The 17,620-nt window shown below is 35.7% G+C and carries 20 protein-coding genes and 1 pseudogene; 17 read left to right on the top strand and 4 right to left on the bottom strand.

Annotation, left to right across the window (positions count from 1 at the left end):
• Window position 1: 1 nt before the first annotated feature.
• The 17 genes and pseudogenes from ZPR_RS16020 to ZPR_RS15950 all read left to right on the top strand — a co-directional run bounded on the left by ZPR_RS16020 (window position 2) and on the right by ZPR_RS15950 (window position 13,144).
• Window positions 2–631 carry a DUF3347 domain-containing protein gene (locus ZPR_RS16020; RefSeq protein WP_013072790.1) on the top strand — a complete coding sequence of 210 codons (630 nt, stop codon included), beginning with the start codon at window positions 2–4 and terminating at the stop codon, window positions 629–631.
• Window positions 632–1,084, top strand: a complete 453-nt coding sequence (locus ZPR_RS16015; RefSeq protein WP_041579013.1) for a heme-binding domain-containing protein — start codon at window positions 632–634, stop codon at window positions 1,082–1,084.
• 17 nt (window positions 1,085–1,101) lie between these two features.
• A complete protein-coding gene (locus tag ZPR_RS16010) occupies window positions 1,102–1,647 on the top strand; it encodes a DUF3347 domain-containing protein (RefSeq protein WP_041579012.1) in 546 nt (181 codons plus the stop codon).
• Window positions 1,648–2,423: 776 nt separating this feature from the next.
• Complete coding sequence (locus tag ZPR_RS16005; RefSeq protein ID WP_008616453.1) at window positions 2,424–3,134, top strand: PepSY domain-containing protein; 711 nt, start codon at window positions 2,424–2,426, stop codon at window positions 3,132–3,134.
• 22 nt (window positions 3,135–3,156) lie between these two features.
• Entirely contained in the window at window positions 3,157–3,639 is a 483-nt protein-coding gene (locus ZPR_RS16000) for a DUF305 domain-containing protein (RefSeq protein WP_008992801.1), read from the top strand.
• Between the two features lie 11 nt (window positions 3,640–3,650).
• Entirely contained in the window at window positions 3,651–5,453 is a 1,803-nt protein-coding gene (locus ZPR_RS15995) for an efflux RND transporter periplasmic adaptor subunit (RefSeq protein ID WP_013072785.1), read from the top strand.
• A 263-nt stretch (window positions 5,454–5,716) separates the two neighbouring features.
• Complete coding sequence (locus tag ZPR_RS15990; protein WP_013072784.1) at window positions 5,717–6,283, top strand: helix-turn-helix domain-containing protein; 567 nt, start codon at window positions 5,717–5,719, stop codon at window positions 6,281–6,283.
• Between the two features lie 82 nt (window positions 6,284–6,365).
• A pseudogene (locus tag ZPR_RS23040) lies at window positions 6,366–7,013 on the top strand (class I SAM-dependent methyltransferase).
• A 142-nt stretch (window positions 7,014–7,155) separates the two neighbouring features.
• The gene (locus ZPR_RS15985) at window positions 7,156–7,530 is read left to right on the top strand and encodes an ArsR/SmtB family transcription factor (RefSeq protein WP_008992796.1); all 375 of its coding nucleotides are present in this window, start codon (window positions 7,156–7,158) and stop codon (window positions 7,528–7,530) included.
• A complete protein-coding gene (gene merTP, locus ZPR_RS15980; RefSeq protein WP_013072783.1) occupies window positions 7,527–8,123 on the top strand; it encodes a mercuric transport protein MerTP in 597 nt (198 codons plus the stop codon). The genes ZPR_RS15985 and merTP (ZPR_RS15980) overlap by 4 nt, the downstream gene beginning before the upstream one ends.
• Window positions 8,123–8,344 carry a GDCCVxC domain-containing (seleno)protein gene (locus tag ZPR_RS23745; RefSeq protein ID WP_072316382.1) on the top strand — a complete coding sequence of 74 codons (222 nt, stop codon included), beginning with the start codon at window positions 8,123–8,125 and terminating at the stop codon, window positions 8,342–8,344. Before merTP (ZPR_RS15980) ends, ZPR_RS23745 begins: the two co-directional genes overlap by 1 nt.
• Before the next feature lie 19 nt (window positions 8,345–8,363).
• Complete coding sequence (locus ZPR_RS15975; protein ID WP_049771533.1) at window positions 8,364–8,801, top strand: metal-sensing transcriptional repressor; 438 nt, start codon at window positions 8,364–8,366, stop codon at window positions 8,799–8,801.
• A 16-nt stretch (window positions 8,802–8,817) separates the two neighbouring features.
• Window positions 8,818–9,087: a thioredoxin family protein gene (locus ZPR_RS15970; protein ID WP_008992791.1), complete on the top strand. Its 270-nt coding sequence runs from the start codon at window positions 8,818–8,820 to the stop codon at window positions 9,085–9,087.
• Window positions 9,088–9,089: 2 nt separating this feature from the next.
• Window positions 9,090–9,701: a mercuric transport protein MerTP gene (merTP, locus tag ZPR_RS15965; RefSeq protein WP_013072780.1), complete on the top strand. Its 612-nt coding sequence runs from the start codon at window positions 9,090–9,092 to the stop codon at window positions 9,699–9,701.
• A 164-nt stretch (window positions 9,702–9,865) separates the two neighbouring features.
• Window positions 9,866–12,124: a heavy metal translocating P-type ATPase gene (locus ZPR_RS15960; protein WP_008992789.1), complete on the top strand. Its 2,259-nt coding sequence runs from the start codon at window positions 9,866–9,868 to the stop codon at window positions 12,122–12,124.
• A gap of 20 nt (window positions 12,125–12,144) precedes the next feature.
• Window positions 12,145–12,357 carry a heavy-metal-associated domain-containing protein gene (locus ZPR_RS15955; RefSeq protein ID WP_008616468.1) on the top strand — a complete coding sequence of 71 codons (213 nt, stop codon included), beginning with the start codon at window positions 12,145–12,147 and terminating at the stop codon, window positions 12,355–12,357.
• 13 nt (window positions 12,358–12,370) lie between these two features.
• Window positions 12,371–13,144: a M90 family metallopeptidase gene (locus ZPR_RS15950; protein WP_013072779.1), complete on the top strand. Its 774-nt coding sequence runs from the start codon at window positions 12,371–12,373 to the stop codon at window positions 13,142–13,144.
• A 117-nt stretch (window positions 13,145–13,261) separates the two neighbouring features.
• On the opposite strand, the gene ZPR_RS15945 is transcribed toward ZPR_RS15950, so the two are convergent.
• The 4 genes from ZPR_RS15945 to ZPR_RS15930 all read right to left on the bottom strand — a co-directional run bounded on the left by ZPR_RS15945 (window position 13,262) and on the right by ZPR_RS15930 (window position 17,595).
• Window positions 13,262–14,041 carry a hypothetical protein gene (locus ZPR_RS15945; protein ID WP_013072778.1) on the bottom strand — a complete coding sequence of 260 codons (780 nt, stop codon included), beginning with the start codon at window positions 14,039–14,041 and terminating at the stop codon, window positions 13,262–13,264.
• Window positions 14,042–14,044: 3 nt separating this feature from the next.
• The gene (locus tag ZPR_RS15940) at window positions 14,045–14,956 is read right to left on the bottom strand and encodes a hypothetical protein (RefSeq protein ID WP_013072777.1); all 912 of its coding nucleotides are present in this window, start codon (window positions 14,954–14,956) and stop codon (window positions 14,045–14,047) included.
• Between the two features lie 85 nt (window positions 14,957–15,041).
• Window positions 15,042–16,256, bottom strand: a complete 1,215-nt coding sequence (locus ZPR_RS15935; protein WP_013072776.1) for a site-specific integrase — start codon at window positions 16,254–16,256, stop codon at window positions 15,042–15,044.
• A gap of 595 nt (window positions 16,257–16,851) precedes the next feature.
• Complete coding sequence (locus ZPR_RS15930; RefSeq protein ID WP_394329749.1) at window positions 16,852–17,595, bottom strand: sensor histidine kinase; 744 nt, start codon at window positions 17,593–17,595, stop codon at window positions 16,852–16,854.
• Window positions 17,596–17,620 lie beyond the last annotated feature (25 nt).

The raw sequence follows: 17,620 nt of genomic DNA, 5'->3' as shown, positions 1-17,620 counted from the left end.
AATGAGCAAATTAAAATTAGTATTAGGGATAGTTGCAATAGCATTTGTAACCTTAACAGCAGTGTCTTGTAAAGACGCTAAAACAGACAAGAATAATTCAACAGAGCATCATTCAGAGATGAATGCAGATGGAGACCATTCAAAAATGAATCACGATAATAGCGATGGTCATCACGATGGTGATAAAAAGGAAATGACGATGAATGGCAACGGTACCTCACAGGCCGTATTAAATGATTATTTCAGTCTTAAAGACGCTTTGGTAGCCGATGACAACGCAAAAGCGAAAAATTTAGGAGGTGTATTGGCTAAATCACTTAAAGCTTTTGACACTTCTAAATATTCAGGTAATGAGCAAAGTGAACTGAATGATATAATTGAAGACGCCACTGAACACGCAGAACATATTTCAGAAAGTGATATAGCGCACCAGAGAGAGCATTTTAAAGTATTGAGCAAGGATATAACAGATATGGTGGCGATTACAGGAACAGAAGTGAGGCTATACGAGCAGTTTTGCCCGATGTACGATGGTGGTACAGCTTGGTTGAGTACTAAGGAAGAAGTACGCAATCCATATTATGGAAGCAAGATGTTGAAATGCGGAAAGGTACAGCGAGAAATTAACTAAATGAAAATTGTAAAAATCATAGCAATAGTCTTATTAGTTGCGTTCCTCGGAATACAGTTTTTTCCCGTGGAGCGCAATCAAAGCGATAGTGTTCCTAAAACGGACTTTATGTTGGTAAATGATGTCCCAAGTGATATTCAGAACAAACTGCAAGTCTCTTGTTATGATTGCCACAGTAATAATACACAGTATCCTTGGTATAACAAGGTGCAACCTGTAGCTTGGTTTTTAGAAGGGCATATCAAAGAAGGAAAAGCAGAGTTGAACTTCAATGAATGGGATTCCCTTTCCAGTCGAAGAAAAGCTAGTAAGCTAAGGTCCATCATTAAACAGATTGAAAGCGGTGAAATGCCTATGGCTTCCTATACTTTAATTCACAAGGAGGCCACTTTTTCTGAAGAAGAAACCCAGAAGGTTGTGAAGTATATGGAAAATTTAAAAGACAGTTTATAATTAAAAAAAAAGATAAGATGAAAAATTTAAAAATCAGTGTAATAGTAATGTTACTGTTAACAGTTTCTTTTACCAATGCACAGGAAAAGGAAAAAATGAATCACGACCATAATCACAATAAAATGATGGATATGAAAGGTGATACAAAAGCAGAGGCAATTTTAAGTGATTATTTCAGCTTAAAAGATGCTTTGGTGGCAGATGATTCAGAAAAAGCAGTTGAGGCAAGCACTAAATTGGTGGCTTCACTGAAAGCGTTCGACGAGTCTAACTATACAGCTAAAGAGCAAAAAGAATTGGCTGACATTATTCAAGATGCCATTGAGCACGCAGAACATATTTCAAAAAGTGAAATAGCTCATCAAAGAGAGCATTTTAAAGTGTTGAGTAAGGATATTGCCGATATGGTAGCTATTACGGGTACAAAGAATAAGCTGTACCAACAGTTTTGCCCAATGTATGATAAGGGTAGTGCGTGGTTGAGTACAAGTAAAGAAGTGAAAAATCCATATTACGGCAGTAGAATGCTTAAATGCGGAAAAGTTCAAAAGACTATTCAATAGATAATCCTTTGTTTAAAAAATATTTTCAATGTTCTGGTTTATTAGTTAACAGAAGGTTGTAAAATGATAAAGATATCTGAATAGTTTTTAAGTCCTGTCCTGGGAAGGAAAACAATGTTGATGGTTAGTGTTAGTTCCTTCCCTAGTCAGGCACAACGAATTTTGAAAAAGAAAAGTTGATTTGGTTAATAGCAGCCTGCACAAGGGAGAGGGATTAAACCCTTAAAATAATAACATCTCTCTTCCTATGTCAGACAATTAAAAATTTATGATGAAGAGAAGTTTAGTGAAGAGTACTTGATTGTGAGGGGTAAACATTTTGGTTGGTTTATTGGTTAATAAAGGTTGCCTCTCATTTTCAAGTATTATTTAAAGGATTTTGCATATAAAAAAGGATGATATAACAATGAAAGAGTGTTGCAAAGACGGGTGTCAAAATACAACTGAAAAGTCTGTAATTAGAAAATGGTTCAATTACATAATATATACCATACTAATCTTAATAGTTGGTGGTGCTTTGGCGCTTCAATTATTTAGTTAAGGAAATAAATTGAAAATGACTAAAGTGAACACAATAGAAAAATCTGAAAACACAGGGTTTTACAAACAACTATTTAGGGTTCTTTAAAAATAAGGGTGTTGAAAGTACGATGAGCGGGATGGCACCTAAAAGCCCATTGCTTGAAAAGATTTTAAAGTATGTTGCCTATATCTGTTACGTCTGGTTGGTAGGTGGAATAATTGTCAAATATTTTGTGAATTAAATTATAGAAAGTATGGTCAACAGAAAGACAGCAAAATGGATTCGAAAAGCGCACCGATACTTGGGTATATTCCTCGGCATTCAGTTCTTGATGTGGACTATCAGCGGAATGTATTTTAGCTGGACGGACATTGATGAAATACACGGCGACCAGTTCAAAAAAGAAAAGCCACGGCAAACTGCTTTTTCCAACCTATTGGGGACTGAGCAATTAGCGAGTGAAGAACCAATCCAAACACTAAAATTATTGGAAATAGCCAATGAGCCGTACTATTGGATTAACGAAGCTAACTTATTTAGTGCTAAAACGGGAAATGAAAAAAATGGTATTACTAAAGCTGAAGCAAAACAGGTAGCCAATAGATATATGCTGCCCGATTTGGAAATAAGGGGTATAAAACGAATTGAGAAAGTAGATGCACATCACGAATACCGTGGTCGTCCATTACCAGCCTATGAGATTTCATATAAAACCCCACAAAACTTGAAGGCTTATGTCGCCATAGAAAATGGTGCATTTCAGACCGTTCGTCATAGAAACTGGCGCTGGTTCGATTTTTTGTGGATGAACCACACTATGGACTATCAAGGCAGGGACAACTTTAATACCATAATCCTGCGGGCGTTTTCATTGTTAGGGTTAATTACAGTATTAAGTGGGTTCTTACTTTGGTACATATCGTCGCCCACAATTAGAAAATTGGTTAAAAAGAAACGAAAATAAGTAACACTAAAACCAACATAAAATGGAAAATTCAAATCAAAATTCAAAGAAAAACAACTACACAAAATTTGTAGGTATGCTCGTGGCATCCTTCATAGCAATGTACGTTACAATGTACTTAAACTCTTATGAAATTGACCACGTCTATTTTAGTCTTACCCGATTTTATATGAGCTGTTTGGGTATTGCCGCTATGGCCATTATTATGTTTGTAACAATGCGTAATATGTACCAAAACAAAAAGAAAAATATAGCAATTGTTCTTGGAAGTATTGTTCTATTTGGTGGCGCGTTAGGCCTTGTGAGGGCACAGGCCCCAATTATTGGCGATGTGCTCTATATGAAAGCTATGATTCCGCATCACTCTATCGCCATTTTAACCAGTAAGCGAGCGGATATACAAGACCCGGAAGTGAAGAAATTAGCAGATGATATAATTAAAGCACAAGAAAAGGAAATTGCAGAAATGAAAGCAATGATTAAACGATTAGAAAATAACAAATAAAAACAAAGACAATGAAAAAAAACATCATTTATATAGGTATTGCCTTGATTGTTGGCCTTCTAGGTGGCTTTCTACTGTTCGGTGGAGATTCTACTGATAAGGCAACAAATAGTGCTAAAGACAATCACGAACATTCAGAAGAAATTGCTACTAATCAAATGTGGACCTGCTCTATGCACCCACAGATTATGCAACCGGAACCTGGAGATTGTCCTATTTGCGGAATGGATTTAATACCTGCTGAAGCAGGAGCAGATGGTCTTATGGCAGACCAGTTTAAAATGACAGATAATGCAATGGCATTGGCCAATATTCAAACATCCATTGTTGGTCAGGGAGAGATTGGAAATAATATCCTAAAATTATCTGGAAAGATAAAAGCCAATGAAGAATCTAATGCTGTACAGGTAACCTATTTTGGAGGTAGAATAGAACAATTATATGTTAATTCTACTGGAGAACGTGTAGGCGCAGGCCAGCGCTTGGCTACGATATATTCGCCAGACTTGGTTGCAGCACAGCAAGAATTGCTTACCGCATCATCCTTAAAAGAGTCGCAACCCGAATTGTACAAGGCTGTAAGGAATAAACTGAAATTATGGAAGCTTTCCGAAAAGCAAATTAACGCTATTGAGTCAGCTGGAAAAGTGCAAGAATACTTTCCAGTTTTTGCAACTGTATCAGGAACGGTAACAATGAAAATGGTTGAAGAAGGGGACTATGTAAAACAAGGGCAACCCTTATATAAAATAGCCAACCTCAATACGGTATGGGCAGAGTTTGATGCCTATGAAAACCAAATTGCTTCCTTGAAAGTAGGACAGACCATTAAAGTAACTACCAACGCATATCGTAACGAAGTATTTGATGCAAAAGTCTCTTTTATAGACCCACTATTAAATTCAGCAACGCGAACTATCGTGGTACGAGCGGTACTAAATAATAAAAACGACCTATTTAAACCAGGAATGTTTGTTGAAGGTAAAATTGAAGGTACTCAAGAAAACACCACAAATAAAATAACAGTTCCTGCTACAGCTGTGATGTGGACTGGTGAACGTTCTGTGGTTTATGTCAAAACAAATCCTAACGAGGCTGTTTTTGAAATGAGAGAAGTCTTACTTGGTAATGCCAATGGAGACACCTATACCATACTTGAAGGCCTTGAAAATGGAGATGAAGTGGTTACCAATGGCACATTTACCGTAGATGCTGCTGCACAGTTACAGGGCAAGAAAAGTATGATGAACACGGCAGGAGGTAAGACAATGACTGGCCACGAAGGGCATTTGGGTATGCAAGGAAACAATACTGGGGATAATGTGGTGAATACAGACCATTCTGAAATGAAAGAAAGGATAGCTGTTTCAAAGAAATTTCAAAATCAATTGAAGCAGGTTTTTGATGATTATATCCTTGTAAAAGATGCTTTGGTTAATGACGATGCTAAAAGTGCACAACAAGCAGGAAAGCAAATAATCCAATCCTTAAAAAATGTTGATATGAAGTTGCTGTCCGATGAAAAAGCACACAACCATTGGATGACCATTCAAAAGGAACTAAAATCATCTGCAAATGCTATTGAGAACAGTTCAGACATAGCAGCACAAAGAGGGCATTTCAAGCATCTTTCGGCACATATGATAAGTGGTGTACAGCTTTTTGGGGTCAACCAAAATGTATATATCCAGTTTTGCCCAATGGCCAATAACAATAAAGGTGCCTATTGGATAAGTTTGGAAGAAGAAGTGCGAAATCCATATTATGGAGAGGCTATGTTAACCTGTGGAGAGGTAAAAGCAACTTTAAAATAAAACGAATTACGGATTAATCAAGTAATCTACATAAGGCCAAAAAATAATCTTGGTTTTATAATGGCGAACGATAATGAGTGAAAGCAGAAGAAATAGACGAAAAAATGAAAGGAAGAAGCATCAACCTAAAAGTAATATCACAAAAAAAGATAAAATTATAGCTTTTGTTGTGATAGTATTGATTTTTGTAATTGCTGCGATAGCTGCTGTTTACTATTCTTTACACAAATCTGGGTTAACCTTGTTTTAAAGACAAGTATTATATGAGAGAGATTATCTATATTAAAAATATGGTCTGCCCAAGATGTATCTCGGCAGTATCCAATATTTTAAAACAACTTGAAATATCCTATGCTTCTATTAAATTGGGAGAAGTTAAATTAGTGTCAACATTAAATGCAAACACCAAAAAAGAGCTTTCCGAAGCCCTTCAAAATTCAGGTTTCAGTTTGATTGACGACCGTAAAAGTCAACTTATTGAGCAAATGAAAACTTTGGTTGTTGAGAAAATACATCATTCCAACGACGAAACCGATTTAAAATGGGCAGATATTATAAGTGGTGAACTTAATTTGGATTACAAATATTTAAGTTCCCTATTCTCGTCAGTAGAAAGCATCACGTTTGAGCAATATATCATCAACCAAAAAATTGAACGTATAAAAGAACTCATAGTTTACGATGAACTAACCTTAAGTGAAATAGCTTTTCAACTACATTATAGTAGCGTTGCATATTTAAGCAATCAGTTCAAGAAAATTACTGGGATGACACCTACGCAGTTCAAGAAATCTGTAGACAAAAACCGAAAATCCTTGGATGAGATTTAGGGTGTGTTTACCACTATTAAAGGGGTATTTAAATCAGTAGATGATATATTGATTTACCAATGAACCGAATTTAGATATCAAAATGAAATTAGACAGAAAGAAACATTGGGAAACAGTTTAGGAAACTAAAAATCCAGACCAGGTAAGTTGGACGCAAGAAATACCAAAAACTTCACTGAAGTTTATACGTTCGTTCAAACTAAATAAAAAGGCAAAAATTATAGACATTGGTGGTGGCGACAGTAAACTTGTTGACTATTTACTCAAGGAAGGGTATAATAACATTACTGTACTTGATATTTCAGAAAAAGCAATTGCGAAAGCTAAAAAAAGACTGGGAGAAAAGGCAAGTAAAGTAAATTGGATTGTAAGCGACATTACCGAATTTGAACCAGATACATCTTTCGATGTTTGGCACGACAGAGCAACTTTTCATTTTCTTACAACAGATGATCAGATTAAAAAATATACTAACATAGCGACAAAATTTGTAAGAGGTTATTTAATAATAGGAACCTTTTCACAAAACGGACCAAAAAAATGTAGCGGACTTGAAATAAAACAATACAATGAAGAGGAATTAACATCGGAATTAAAAAAAGGATTTGACAAAATTCGCTGTGTATCAGAGGACCACACAACACCATTCAACACCATACAGAATTTTCTGTTTTGTAGTTTTAAAAGACAATTAACTGTAAAGCCAGCAATACCTTCACCTACAAGCTAAAAGAACAGATGTACAATTCGGTAGTTTTAGTTTTTGCAAAACACAAATCAAAACAAAAGGAACATAATGATCAAAATTTACATATCATTCTTTTTTGTATTTAAGTATTTGCTTAAATAAGAAATAATTGTAACTTTGCCTTATGAAAAATAATTCTTGCATAAGACAACAGGCAGATATTGAACAGATAAACCGTTGTAAAAAGACAGTTTCAGAATTAAATGAATCGTTTGACTATTTGGCAAATGGACTTTCTTTAGTCGGAAATAATGTTCGGCTAAAAATTCTTTACCTACTCTTTGAGGAGAAACGACTTTGCGTTTGCGACTTAAGTGATATTCTCGAAATGAATATTTCTGCTATCTCTCAACATTTGAGAAAAATGAAGGACAGAAATTTATTGGAAACCGAAAGAGATGCTCAAACGATTTTTTACTCACTAACCCCTGAATATTCAACATTATTAAATCCGTTTTTTGAAATACTCGATAAAAACAAAGTTTTAGAAACGATATGAAACGTGAGAACAAATTAATTGGTGCAGGTTTACTTGCTGCTATTACAGCTTCATTATGTTGTATTACACCCGTTTTGGCTTTAATCGCGGGAACAAGTGGAATTGCCTCAACATTTTCTTGGCTTGAGCCTTTTAGACCTTATCTAATCGGGCTAACAATTTTAGTGCTCGGCTTTGCTTGGTATCAAAAACTAAAACCTCAAAAAGAAATTGACTGCGAATGTGAAACAGACGAAAAACCAAAATTTATACAATCAAAAAAGTTTTTAGGAATTGTAACTGTATTTGCAATTATAATGCTGGCATTTCCATATTATTCATCCATTTTTTATCCAAACATAGAAAAGCAAATAATCGTAGTTGACAAATCGGATATTAAAACAATGGAATTTAAAATTAGCGGAATGACTTGTGCAAGTTGCGAAGAACACGTCAATCACGAAGTAAACAAACTCAACGGAATTGTAAACTCAAAGGCGTCTTACGAAAATGGAAATGCAATCATTGAGTTTGATAAAACCAAAACCAATGAAAAAGAAATTGAAAATGCAATTAACGCAACAGGCTATAAAGTAACTGACAGAAAAAACTAATGGAAATCCAATTAAAATCAGAAATTACCTGTCCAAATTGTGGACACAAAAAAGTAGAAGAAATGCCAACAGAATCCTGTCAATTCTTTTATGAATGTGATAATTGCAAACAAATACTTAAACCAAAAGAAGGAGATTGCTGCGTATTCTGTTCTTACGGTACTGTGGCCTGCCCACCAATTCAAGAAAATAAAAGATGTAATAATTCAAGTTGTTGCTAAACATTATAATGGACAAATTATGAAAGGAGAACAGTACAAATTACCTACTGATTTAATCTTGGATATTAAATCCAGATTAAAAACTTTGAGTGGTCAAATAAACGGCATTGTTAAAATGCTTGATGAAGGAAAGGACCCCGAACAAATAAACATACAGTTCAGATCCATTGATAAGGGGATTCAAAAAGCACATTACTTACTGCTGGATGAAGTCTATCGAAAAGCACTTGCTATTGGAATTGTAAAGGCCGTGGACTCTTGCCCAGGAAATTGTGGCAATGAAGATAAAATTGAATATTTAAAAAGTGAATTCCCCAATTTGGAATTATCCGATTTGACCAATCGCTTAAAAGAAATCCAAACTATTGAAACCAGATTAAAAAACTACAACGAAAAAAAGGTTAAAAAAAGTTTGGTGACCCCCTACCTCACGTTCTCATCTTTGTTCCATTATTAATTTAAACTTAAATAAGATGAAACGACAAATCGAGATTTTTACAGCAGGTTGCCCGGTATGCGAGCCTGTGGTGCAATTAGTAAAAGAGACAGCAGGAAAGGACTGCGAAATCACACTTCATAATCTGTCCGAGCAATGCGAAAGTAAAATCTGTGTTTCAAAAATGAAGGAATATGGGGTTACAAGAGTTCCCGCCATTGCTGTGGACGGAAAACTACTGAATTGCTGCACCAACATCGAAATCACAAAAGAGGATTTGGTAAACGCGGGAATAGGAAGTTGTTAGGTATGGCAATTACTAAATGGAACAAAAAAACATCTATGGGGACTGCTGTATTTTCAGCAGTTTCCCTTAAACTATGCTGCTGGGGTCCTTTGCTACTTACAAGTGTAGCTGGTATTAGTGGAAGTTCTGTCTATTTTTCTTGGCTTATTGCCTTGAAACCTTATCTGTTGGTTATAGCATTTTTGTCATTGGGACTGGCCTTTTATCAGGTTTATAAAAAAAAGAAGGTGGACGATTGTGGTAACTGTGATATGGCTAAGCCATCATTTTTTAAGTCGAAATTCTATTTGTGGTTGGTTACAGTGTTTGTTGTTGTAATGACATTTGTTTCTTATTATCCACAAATATTTCATTCAACGGAGAAAGTAGGAATTGTTGCAACAAACAATACCGATATTCAAACTGTAAAGTTGAATATTGAAGGGATGGTATGCTCGGGTTGTGAAGAAAACATCAACCATTCGGTAAACAAAATTGACGGGGTTACAAATGTATCTACGTCTTTTGAAGAAGGGACTTCAATTATAGAATTTGATACCACTAAAACGAATGTCGATGAGATAAAAAAGGTCATTCAATCAAAAGGGTATTTGATTACAAATAGTAGAGACTGATAGACACGTATCCATTGCGGTGATAAAAGATAAATTAAAAACGACTTATCCAATTGGTAGTAATAATTCGTGAAGAGTAAATTCTACAAATCATTCAGCATATAACGTAACACATTACAGTCTTTTAATCCTGAAATTTGTAACATACAAATAAGAACGGATTTATGGAGACAATCAACATATTTGAAACCAAAGAAAAGAATACTAAAAAAGGAATAAAGGAATCATTCCCTGTTACGGGAATGACTTGTGCCTCTTGTGCAGCAAGTGTTGAATCTGTATTAAAACACACGGAAGGTGTGTTTGATGCAAGTGTTAATTTTGCCAATAGTTCCGTTCTTGTGGAATATGACAAGGAGTTGAGTCCAAATCAACTTCAAAACGCGCTTCGTGAGGTCGGTTACGATATTATAATTGATGCCGAAGACCCTTCGGAAGTACAGCAAGAACTTCAGCAAAAGCATTATCAGGACATAAAAAACCGTACTATCTGGTCGGCCATACTTACCCTTCCCATTTTTGTATTAGGAATGTTTTTTATGCAATGGGAACCAGGTAAGTGGATTTCTTTGGTGTTGACTTTTCCAATTCTTTTTTGGTTCGGTCGTAGCTTTTTCATCAATGCTTTCAAGCAAGCCAAACACGGTAAATCAAATATGGATACGCTTGTAGCCTTGAGTACAGGAATCGCTTTTCTGTTTAGTGTGTTCAACACTTTTTTTCCTGAATTTTGGTTGAATCGTGGTATCGAGCCTCACGTTTATTATGAGGCGGCAACGGTAATTATAACCTTTATTTCCTTGGGGAAACTATTGGAGGAAAAGGCAAAGTCAAATACATCTTCAGCCATTAAAAAATTAATGGGACTACAGCCTAAAACGTTGAAAATTATTGAGAATGGTGAAGAAAAGGAAATTCCTATTTCGTCTGTTCAAGTAGGTCAGACCATTTTGGTGCGTCCCGGAGAAAAGATTCCCGTGGATGGCGAAGTTTCCAAGGGAAGCTCATATGTAGATGAAAGTATGATTACTGGTGAACCCGTTCCAGTTCAGAAATCCCAAGGGGAAAAGGTATTCGCTGGTACCGTTAATCAAAAAGGAAGTTTTCAATTTACCGCTGAAAAAGTAGGTGGAGAAACCCTGCTTTCCCAAATCATTAAAATGGTTCAGCAAGCGCAAGGGAGTAAGGCACCCGTTCAAAAACTGGTCGATAAGATTGCCGGTATTTTCGTTCCTGTGGTATTGGGTATTTCCATTGTAACCTTCATTGTCTGGATGTCTTTAGGAGGCGATAATGCCTTTTCACAAGCCTTATTGACCTCTGTAGCCGTATTGGTAATCGCCTGTCCTTGTGCTTTGGGATTGGCAACACCTACCGCCATTATGGTGGGAATTGGTAAAGGCGCAGAAAATAATATCCTTATAAAGGATGCCGAAAGTTTAGAACTCGGTCATAAAGTGAATGCTGTCATTCTTGATAAAACAGGTACAATTACAGAAGGAAAACCTTTAGTAACTGATATATTTTGGAAGGATAAACTCGAAGATATCAACGAATACAAAAAAGTTCTTCTAGCTATTGAAGCACAATCAGAACACCCTTTGGCGGAAGCTGTAGTCAATCACTTAAAAGATGAAAATATTGAAAAAGCTGAAATTGCTTCTTTTGAAAGTATTACAGGAAAAGGTGTGAAAGCTCAAACAGAAAATGGTTCACCATACTATGTTGGAAACCATAAACTAATGCTTGAGAAAAATATTCAAATCGATGCTTCCTTGATGCAAACAGCAGAAAGTCTCGAAGAGCAAGCGAAAACCGTCATTTTCTTTGGCAATGAAAAACAAGTGCTGGCGATACTCGCCATTGCAGACAAGATTAAGGAAACTTCAAAAATGGCCATAGCAACACTTCAAGAACGAGGCATTGAGGTCTATATGCTTACTGGAGATAACAATAAAACCGCATCTGCTGTCGCAAAACAAGTAGGAATAACAAATTACCAAGGAGAAGTGATGCCTTCGGACAAAGCGGCTTTTGTCGAAAAATTACAGGCGGACGGAAAGATAGTAGCAATGGTGGGCGATGGTATCAACGATTCGCACGCCCTGGCGCAAGCCAATGTGAGTATTGCTATGGGCAAAGGTTCGGATATCGCAATGGATGTAGCAAAAATGACCTTGATAACATCAGATTTACAATCTATCCCAAAAGCATTGGAACTATCAAAAAGAACCGTGTTGGGCATACGTCAGAACTTATTCTGGGCATTTATTTACAACATCATCGGTATTCCAATTGCAGCGGGAGTTCTTTATCCTGTAAATGGGTTTTTGTTGGATCCGATGATTGCAGGTGCAGCAATGGCATTCAGTAGTGTATCCGTAGTTGCAAATAGCTTAAGACTTAAACGAGTAAAACTTTAATAATAAATAAATTCAATACTATGAAAACTTTAAAATTTAAAACAAATATCAATTGTGGTGGGTGCGTATCAAAAGTCACCCCTTTTTTAAACAAACAAGAAGGTGTAGAAAGTTGGGAAGTAGATACCTCTAATCCTGATAAAATCCTAACCATTGAAAGCGATGGTGTAACCGAAGAAGATGTAAAGGCGACTTTGCAAAAAGTGGGATTTAAGGCCGAACCTGTAGATTAATACGTTTTTTAATATGGCTTATATTTTTATTTCGGTTGTGATTGTTCTTTTTGCTGTTCATTTTTATAGAAAAGCAAAACGTCATAGTGTAAAACCATTTCCAGAACATTGGCATAAATTATTGACGGATAATGTGCTGTTTTATAGAAATCTATCAAAAGACGCACAGCTAATTTTTCAGCAAAAAATGATGCTATTTTTAAGTGAGGTCTATATCGATGCTGTGCAGTTTGAACTGGAAGAGTTGGATAAGGTTTTAATTGCAGCAAGTGCCGTCATTCCAGTTTTTGGCTTCAAGGAATGGCACTACACAAATTTAAGTGGCATCCTTTTATATCCTGATAATTTTAATGAAGATATGCAATTTAGCAGTAAGGATAACTCACGGAATATTGGTGGAATAGTTGGAAATGGAAGGTTCGAGAAACAGATGATACTTTCCAAGAAAGCATTGTACCACGGCTTTAAAAATACAACCGATAAAAGCAATACTGGCATACACGAATTTGTGCACCTTATAGATAAGTTGGACGATAGAACAGACGGTGTGTCAGAGCGGCTAATGGAACATCAATATGCCATACCTTGGTTAAACTTAATCCATAAAGAAATGGAAGCGATTAACGATAACCATTCAGATATTCGTAAATATGGTGGAACAAATCAAGCTGAATTCTTTGCGGTTGCTTCAGAGTATTTTTTTGAACGAGCGGATTTACTAAAAAGAAAACATCCAGAACTTTATGGGATGTTGGTGGAATGTTTTAGGCAAGAACCGAGCACTTGAGAAAATGAATCAGGCAAACTATAGAGAGTTCAGTTTACACTCTCGTGTAACGTGCTCAAACGTTAGTTTACTATGATTTCCGCGTATCCTGCAAGTTCCTTTACGTTTCAAATTATCCTATGAATCCAGTTTTTTGATTTTATCAGTTAGTTCTTCAGGTTGTAAAATTGGTATTGCTTCACGTTCTACACGCAATCCCAATCCTTTGGTCTGATTTATATGGTTAGTAGTAAATTGATTTATGTGAACGTAAATAATTCCAATATCATCACTCATTCGGGTTTGCCAGTCAAAACCATACAATTCTTTCAACCATTTAAAAGGTGTAGTTCTGAACATAACATTGGGGTTTTTGTAATGCCGGCCATCATCCAATAGTATGATTAGCAGATAAACCCTGTTGAATCCAATTTCGGTATATCCATTTGCCTGAATAGTTCCCTTTTTTTGAACGCTTGTAATCTTGTTTATTTTTGGTGGTTGATTTTCAAGCGATTCGGTTTTTACTATTTTACATTCTATTCCAACCGCATTTTGTTCCTTTCCTTGTTCATACAGAAGAATGTCAATATCCCCTGGCATTTTGTTTGGGATTGTGATAGGTTCTTTAACGCCACATTGGTATTTCACCGAATTTGCGGATGGAAATACATTACTAAATAACATCTTTTTGAAATCTCGATTTTCCATAAGCCAATTAACGGCTTGGTCTTCGCTATCAAAAGTTCTGGTAACACTTACATCTGGCTTGGGATTGTTTACGAAAAATGAAATGGTCGAAGAACCATCAAGAGGTTGTCTATCCGAAAACACATATTCTGTCACCTCATATTCTGGTGGTGGTTCTTTTCGGAAGAATTGAACTATTCTATTTTTAATACCTGCCCATATTCTCATACGTTAAAATGGAAATATTTGGTTAGTAAATTGTTTGAATATGTCGCTGGCGATAGCTTTGTCAAAGGCTTTGTCTGCGACCAAATCGCCAAGTTTTGATTTTAATAACTGACCAAACGATTTTTTGCTAAGATGCGGAATGTCTTTGCGCAGCTCATCAAACTCATCGAAGATGATTTGCTGACCATATCCTGATCTTTTAACTTCGGCAAGTACCTCTTTGAGAAGTGTTTTTAATTCTTCATCAGAATCGCTAATTTTTGAGTAGTCGGGCACTTGGGATTTTCTGGCTTGTTCAATGGCATACTTTCCCTCAAGTTTTAGTTTGGCATTTACCTCACGACCATTCATAGTCTCAATAAGGCCTCGTTCTTCAAGCATTCTACCATAGTCCCAATCTTCGCTACGCCCACCTAACTTTAGGCCGTTACCTTCAAGAATCCACTTAATAGAATAGTATTTCCCATCATTATACAGTTCATATAGTTTAGAAAGTATAAGATCAAGAATGCCTTCGGTATCAAGGTTTTTATGCTCTTCTAAATCAATGTCATCAGCTCGCACAATAGCATCTGAAATGAATAATATTTTTAAATAGTAATCAAGCCCATTAATTTCATCTTTAATGGTTTGAATAGTGTTTTTGACTCTTTGGTCGATACCTAATTTCATTCCGAAATTATATCCTTGCTGAGCCTTAAACTCGTATGCAAAATTGGTGTGTTCAGGGTCAAAAGAAGCCTTTACATAACTGATTACATCGCTTTCCCACGATTGTTTTTCCTCTTTCAATTCATTTAATAAATCCTCAGTTCTTGCTGCTTTATATTTTTTAATAAGCGCATTTCCTTCGGACTGAAAATTTTCAAGACTACTTTTAAATTCAGTCCATTTAACCTTTAACACCATAAACATAAAATTATGTTGGTAAAGGTAAGGGAATGGCAATTGAATATGTTGAAATATGACTTTAAAATATTTGCAGATGGCTGATAATAGTTCAAAAATTTACCACACTATCCAAAGCATCATCTGCTTCTTTGTGAATAAAATTAGCTTGATAGTTCAATGTGGTTTTTAAATCGCTATGACGATACAATTTTTGCAGCATAAAGGGATGGATGGTATCACCAGCAATATTGCCAAAGGTATGCCTCGCAATATGCATTGTAATTTTCTTATCAATTTTCGCCTTTTTAGCTATAGATTTTAAGTTGTCATTAAATTTCTTGGTAGCTGTCTTTCTCTTGTTATAGACATCTTTTGCATCATCGAGATTCGCTTTTTTCAATTCGGGAAAAACAAAATCGGTTGCATATCTTTTGTCTTCTTTGTAATAATCTAAAATTTTGAAAACCTTATCTGGAATTTTTAATGATAGTAATTTTGAGTTTTTGTTCATTCTATAATGCAACCTTTTGTCGTATATGTCAGACCACTTTGTCCACAATACATCGGTAACTCGCATTCCGGCAAAATTAAAACTAAAGAGCCAGACATTTCGAGTGTGTATTTCACTCAAAGTTAAATTCTCAAGAGCTTCTATGGCTCTTACTTCAATAATATTCAACCCGACTTTGCTTGTTTCTGGAAACTTAATTTTAATCTTGTCACCACCAAAAGGATATAATTCCCTACTAACTATTTTGAGCTTAATAGCTCTGTTGAACAACAACCTAATGAGGACTAAGATGTTCATTACTGATGTTTCTGAAAGTTCGTGTTTGGCTTTCAAATATATCATCAGCTTTTTTAGGAAGCGTTCGTTAATTTCCTGAAAAGCCAACTGTTTTGATTTATTAAACTTTATGATATAGCTAACCAAAGCACTATCCGTAGATAAGCGGTTTAATTTTTCGGCGATTTCCAATTCGTCCAGATGCTCTTGTGCTAGTTCAAAAAAGGTAGCAGAGTTTCCCGAGGCATATATCTCTTTTTTGATTTGGTTGGCAGATGCATCTTTATGCTCGGATTGTAAGTCAATAAGTGCTTTATTGGCGTTCGAGAGTTCCTGTGATAGCAACTTGTTTAAACTATCAGCATTTGAATTAGACTTTCTTACTCGAATATTTTTTTCGTCCCAATCCTCTATGTCAATATAATGACCTATATATTGATATGTTGAACGACGATTTTTTGTAATTCGAACAGCTAATGGGTAAAGCCCTTTACTGTTTGGTTTTTTACGTAGAACTATCTTTGCGTTTGATGACATAATTGACCTGTTTTGAGTACGAAAGTCAAATCAGGTACAACATAGGTACAACATTCCATTTTGAATGTATTCCTTTACCTAAGTACACCATAAAGATACGAAATTATTGTTCTTTTCAGGTACAACATAGGTACAACAAATGTTGAAATCAATTGATATTAGATGATATTAAAGAAAATGTAGAATCGTATAATCAATTGAAAATGAATGACTTTGTTTCAATTTGGTGCAATATACGCTAGACTTGCGCATATGGGTATGACATGAATTTTCATCAGGGAATTCTTCTTAAAATTTTAATATCGTCATAATTTGGAATTTACTGGTATAATAAGGTAGTATCCATTTCCTCTTTATTACTGATGGAAAGCAACTTTTATTTATTCAAGTCTGGCTTTCTAAAATATTGAGTGACTGCTATTTCAGCCATAAGGAAGGTACATAAATTAAAATCGGATCTGCCTGTTCTTCAACAAGCGTTTATGTAAGAAAATAGGAATAATTCAAAAATGACGTGACCAAAGGTCTTTATTAAAACCTGGATCCGGAACAAAATTGAAATACACTACAATTTATTACATCTTTTCTACTTCATTTAATGTATTGGAAGCGCTACAGTAAAAGTGGTGCCTTCTTCTTGAGTGCTGGTCAGTTCAATTTTTCCCTCGTGTCCCTCTACTATTTCTTTGACAATGTACAGGCCAAGGCCGTAATTTTTCTCTTTTGTTGTGTCTTCGTTATTATTGGTAAACCTATCGGTGAAAATTTTGTCCTTAATACCTTCCGGTATAGGAGTGCCTTGATTATGAACGCTAAAAAGTGCCTGCCCCTCTTTAGAATTAAGGTTTACTTTTACAGGGCTTCCCGGTTCCCCGTGGTGAATCGCATTGGTGATTAGGTTCGTCATCATTTGTTCGAGCCTGGATGCATCCCACTTTCCTTTTATGTTATCTGTGGTGTCTATCGTGATGTCAATCTTGGGGTATGCCAATTGGATTTCTTGGACGATTTTTTCACTATGTTCTGAAAGATCAATTAAGCTCCTGTTGATGACCACGCCCCTTCCCAGGTTTAGTTCCGTAAACTCAAGAAGGTTATTTATGAGTTCTGTCATGCGCTTAAGGCTGAAATCTGATCTCTGAAGAATTCCTTTTTCTTTTTCAGAAAGATTTTGAGATAATTTCAGGATTGCTTGTGCGCCATAAACAGCTGAAATAGGATTGCGCAAATCATGCCCCAATACTCCAAGAAACCAATTCTTGCTTTGGTCGAGCTTCTGTTGAAAATGATCCAAGGAGATCATCCATGCTTCGTCAATTGCTTCATTAAATCGTATCATATCATGAAAATCAGTCTCCCAATTC

It is taken from the genome of Zunongwangia profunda SM-A87 (assembly GCF_000023465.1).
In the GTDB taxonomy this organism is placed as follows: Bacteria; Bacteroidota; Bacteroidia; order Flavobacteriales; family Flavobacteriaceae; genus Zunongwangia; species Zunongwangia profunda.
The sequence above is the reverse complement of the archived record's forward strand: the minus strand, read 5'-3'. Positions and strand labels throughout refer to the sequence as shown.